A 4,867-nucleotide genomic window follows, 5' to 3' on the forward strand; every position below is an offset into this window, starting at 1 on the left:
AGCGGCGGGAGATTTTGGCGGAAGCCTTCGCTCCGGGCGCGATCGTGGCCGCGGTGGCGCGTCGGCGCGAGGTTTCGACCGGCCTCATTTACACGTGGCGTCGACACGCCATGCGCGAGAGCGGCGCGCCGTTTTTACGCGCGCTGGTCACCGGTGATCAGCCGCCGGTGGACAAGCCGACACCTCAATTGGCGCCTGCAATCGTCGTGGATATGCCCGGGGGCGCCCGGGTCAGCATCAGCGCGTCGGCGAGCGCCGATTTGATCGCGGCGACATTGCGGGGTCTGCGGTGATCCCGATTCCGAGCGGCGTCCGGGTCTGGATCGCGACAGGCCACACCGACATGAGGCGCGGCATGCAGGGGCTCGCGCTTCAGGTTCAGGAGGGGCTCAAGCGTGATCCACACGCCGGCGATCTCTATATTTTCCGGGGGCGCCGCGGCGATTTAGCGAAGATTCTCTGGCATGACGGCGTCGGCCTATCATTGTACGCCAAGCGATTGGACCGAGGGAAGTTCATCTGGCCTTCGGCCTCGGATGGCGTTTTGTCGATTTCGACCGCGCAGATGGCTTATATGCTCGAAGGAATTGATTGGCGAAATCCGCAACTGACCTGGCGGCCGAAGAGCGCGGGATGAGCGTGAAAAAAACTTGGGGTCAGGCGCATTTTGGGGCGCCACAAATCACAAAATTTGTGATTCACTGCTTCGCATGGATCCCGCTCGCGACGCTCTTCCCGACGACATCGCCGCCCTGAAAGCGGCGTTGATCGTCGAGCGCGCGAAGGGCCTTGAGACCGCTGCGGAACTGGCCGTCGCCCGGGCCAAAGCGTCCGAGGATCTGGCGCTGATCGCGCAGCAGAAGCTGCGGATCGCCAAGCTGGAGCGCCAGATTTATGGACAAAAGTCGGAGCGCTCGGCGCGTCTGGTCGACCAACTGGCGCTGGCGTTCGAAGAGGCGGAGGCCAGCGCCACGGAAGACGAACTGGCGGCGGAAAAGGCTGTCGCCAACACAACGACCGTGCGCGGATTTACGCGCCAACGTCCCGACCGCAATACGTTCCCCGAACATCTTCCCCGCGAACGCGTGGTGATCGCGCCGCCGACGGCGTGCGAGTGCTGCGGCGGCAAAAGGCTGCGCAAGCTCGGCGAGGATGTGACCCGGACGCTGGAGTCGCAGCCCCGTCAGTGGAAGGTGGTCGAGACGGTGCGCGAGAAGTTCACGTGTCGCGATTGCGAGAAGATTACCCAGGCGCCGGCGCCGTTCCATGTCATCCCACGGGGATGGGCGGGGCCGAGCCTGCTGGCGATGATCGTGTTCGAGAAGTTCGGCCAGCACCAGCCGCTGAACCGTCAGGCCGAACGCTACGCGCTGGAAGGCGTTCCAATCGCGCTGTCGACCATGGCGGACTCCGTGGGATCGGTGTGCTCGGCGCTCAATCCGATCCTTCGCCTGGTGGAGGCCCATGTGATGGCGGCCGAGCGGCTGCATGGCGATGATACGACCGTGCCGGTTCTGGCCGAAGGCAAAACCGACACCGGGCGATGCTGGGTCTACGTCCGCGACGACAAACCCTTCGGCGGCGCGGGGCCGCCGGCGGCGATGTTCTATTATTCGCGCAATCGCCGGGGCGAGCATCCGCAGGCGCATCTGGCCGGATATTCCGGAATCTTCCAGGCGGACGCCTTTGAAGGCTACGGCAAGCTTTATCATGCCGACCGAAAGCCTGGCCCGATCAAGGAGGCGGCGTGTTGGGTGCATGCGCGGCGGCCGTTCTTCATCATGGCCGACATCGAGGAGAACGCGCGTCGCAAGGCCGCCGGCAAGAAGGAGATTCCGCTGTCGCCTATCGCGATCGAGGTCGTGCGCCGCATCGACGCGCTGTTCGAGATCGAGCGGACCATCAACGGCAACAGCGCCGCTGAGCGCCTGGCGGTTCGACAAAAACTGAGCCGGCCGCTGGTCGAAGATCTCCGGGTCTATATGCGCGAGCAAGCCGCCAGACTGTCGCGCGGGCATGATCTGGTCAAGGCGATCAACTACATTCTCAAGCGCTGGCAGGCCTTCACGCTGTTTCTGGAAGATGGACGTGTCTGCCTTTCCAACAATGCCGCCGAACGCGGCCTGCGCGGCATCGCCCTTGGAAGAAAATCGTGGCTGTTCTGCGGTTCGGATCGCGGGGGCGAGCGCGCCGCTGCAATGTACAGCCTCATTATCTCCTGCAAGATGAATGGCGTCGATCCGCAAGCTTGGTTGGCCGACGTCCTCGCCCGCATCGCCGGCCACCCCGCGCATCGGCTGGATGAGCTGGCGCCGTGGAACTGGAAGCCGCAGGTCCCGGCAAACGCCGCTCAAGCCGCCTGAGGCGATTGCGTGAAGCCGGTCAGCCCGTGCCTGCGTGGTACGGCGGATGAATACGAAAAGACCGACGAATTCACCAGTCGCATGTTCGAGGCCCTGAACGGGCTACTTTTGGATTTGCTCGCGGCGGTAGCCCGTAAGGATTATGACGACCGACGTCGGCGCCAAAAACAGGGCCAAGATAAATGTCGGGAGGAGGGCCGTTATCGAGGCCGACCCGAGGACGCAGTTCGAAATAATGGAATAGCGGCCATGCTGGCCAAGAAGGTCTCATGGTCGCAAATTCAGGCCGCGACCGGATGCAGCCGCGCGACGGTTGCGAAAATTGCCAAGCGTTCGGTGGTGAAAGAGATTCTAGCATAACTGCGAAAGGTGGGAGAGTAAAGGAGGAAGGATCGGTGAAATGCGCGCGAGATACTGGGCGCGACAAAAAAACGTTTGCCATTTGCATCCCGAAACAACATGCGGTTTTTTGAAAAAACAGCATGGCTTCGCGGGGGGGGGGGGCGCTCCATATAAAGTCACTTGTAGATACCACAGAAATAATACCTCACCCCCAACGTTTTATTTAAATTGTTAATATATGGTTCGGGGGGCACAGTGGGAATGTCACGATATCGTGCGTAAATTCGTTCGTAATCAATGTTTATTTTGGTTGTTGTCACAGTGTTGTTATTGATAATTTTCGTAAATATAACGCTAAATTCATTGAATTTTTTTTCATAAACAAATTCTGAAATACGAATATAATCTGCGGGAGATGGTTCTAGAATTTTATTAAAATTATCCAAGTACATAGTTTCATTGCCGCCACTGTCAACATCGAAGAACCCATTTTTTAAAACGCATTTATTTGGACCTATTGCTCCTTTTGCGTCAGTTTGCCAAGCTCCCTCCTTGAAGGGTGTGGTCGTGGACCCAAATGAATTAGCCGCCACAATTTTGCCGCCCGGTGCAGATGTTTGCACTGTTCTTTCGTTTCCGCGAAGATCCGCTATGTAATACGTCGCCTCGCAGTGTCTCCCCATAAGGCTGTCGCCCGGCGGTTGCAGCTTCCCCGAAAGGAACACTCGCTGATCGTCGTGCAGGTTCGGCGTAAGCGTCAATTCTCGTGCCTGACCATCAGCCGAGCCGAAAGCGTTGATTGAAGCGACGGAGCCATCGACGGCAAAATTAACCGTCCCCGTTAGTGAAATACTACCGTATTGGATTGCAATCGGTTTTCGACCGGAGCCATTGGCAACTGGTACAGAAATTTCCATCTTAAAAGCGGGATCGCCTGCATTATCTGCATTGCAATCAAACTCGATGGGGAAAGAGGCTGTTTCGACCGTCGGGGCGTAAGTCGGCATATTAGCTTGTGGCCGCAATTCCTCCGCTTCTTGTTGCTGCAAATGTGCGGGGCCATTGGATTGTAGCCGCCATGCTTCCTCCTCCGGTATCCAATAGAAGACGCGCTTTAAGCTTGTGTCCCAATTGGTGCAATAGCGCTGTTCCCCGTCATCGGACACGCGACAATATTCACGCAGATTGGTCCCGTCGTTGAAATGGTCAATTTGCATGAATACCGCATGACTGCGATTGTCGAAACCCGTGTTGAAGACTGAGCAATGCTCATCGCAATCCTTCGTGACTTTTCCGCCATTACGCGAAACGATTTCCCATGCCTTTGCCCACGACGCATTGCGCTCTTCGAGCGTGTCGGCGGAGGCCGCGCCGACGACGGGCGCACCGGCAACGACGGCGCCGACACCGACAGTGGCACCAACGAACCCGGCGCCGACAACGGGACCGCCGACGAGCGCAGCGCGGGCAGCGCTGCCGGGGCGTGTGGCTGGGTGCATGGCGGGTGCAGACTTCTCGGCGCGAACCCGGCTCGCGCGCATGATGCGGACAACGGGGCGCTGCCTCACATAAAAGCGCTGCTGCGTCATGCGCGGCTGGGCGCGAAAGACCATGGCGGGAGCCCGGAACGCCGGGGCGGCCCGCGTTTGGTAGGCGAAGGCGGGATGCGAAAGGCTGGTCGATGCCAGCGCCGCTACGGCGGCAAGAAGCATGCGTTTCATGGCTTTAGCTTTCTGAGTTTGCGCCGCGCTGCGGAAGCCACCGCCCGGCAGGCGTCTTCCTTCGCGCCAACCGGGACTTCATCGCCCTACATTCACCACGCAAGCTCGGCACCATAAGGCCAAGCTGACTAAATTGGTTAACTATAAGATTTTGCGGGGATATCTTGCACTCCAGTTCGCGAGGCGGATTGCGAAATGCAAAGTCTCCGGCTAAGCGATTCGCAACGTGCAAAGGAAAACGTGCCCATTTGCGAATCCATCAATGGTGGGCGCCTGCACAAGGATCGAAGTATGACAGAAGCTGCATTCCTGATGCCCTACGACCGCCTAACATCAAAGGGTTGGGGCGGTGTAACATTGCAGAGACTGCTCGCTCCCCAATGGCCGCTCCGTTAATAAGAAAAATCCGTCATCATTGTCCGCGTTTTGTTTTTGGTCCAA

The 4,867-nt window shown here is 58.8% G+C and carries 5 protein-coding genes; 4 read left to right on the forward strand and 1 reads right to left on the reverse strand.

Going from position 1 to position 4,867, the window contains the following annotated elements; all coding sequences use genetic code 11:
* From QZY01_RS21980 to QZY01_RS21995, 4 genes are all read left to right on the forward strand, one after another.
* Window positions 1–293, forward strand: a 293-nt coding sequence (locus QZY01_RS21980; RefSeq protein ID WP_294541504.1) for a transposase, incomplete at its 5' end; no start/stop codon positions are given.
* Window positions 290–637, forward strand: coding sequence for an IS66 family insertion sequence element accessory protein TnpB (gene tnpB, locus QZY01_RS21985; protein ID WP_294541506.1), 348 nt, complete (start codon window positions 290–292; stop codon window positions 635–637). The genes QZY01_RS21980 and tnpB, both read left to right, overlap by 4 nt.
* A gap of 73 nt (window positions 638–710) precedes the next feature.
* Window positions 711–2,363, forward strand: coding sequence for an IS66 family transposase (locus QZY01_RS21990; RefSeq protein ID WP_294541509.1), 1,653 nt, complete (start codon window positions 711–713; stop codon window positions 2,361–2,363).
* Window positions 2,364–2,372: 9 nt separating this feature from the next.
* On the forward strand, window positions 2,373–2,723 hold the full coding sequence (locus QZY01_RS21995) for a resolvase (RefSeq protein ID WP_342394922.1): 351 nt from the start codon (window positions 2,373–2,375) through the stop codon (window positions 2,721–2,723).
* A gap of 158 nt (window positions 2,724–2,881) precedes the next feature.
* On the opposite strand, the gene QZY01_RS22000 is transcribed toward QZY01_RS21995, so the two are convergent.
* Complete coding sequence (locus tag QZY01_RS22000; protein WP_294541512.1) at window positions 2,882–4,426, reverse strand: hypothetical protein; 1,545 nt, start codon at window positions 4,424–4,426, stop codon at window positions 2,882–2,884.
* Window positions 4,427–4,867 lie beyond the last annotated feature (441 nt).

Source organism: uncultured Rhodoblastus sp. (assembly GCF_903903185.1).
Lineage (GTDB): Bacteria > Pseudomonadota > Alphaproteobacteria > Rhizobiales > Beijerinckiaceae > Rhodoblastus.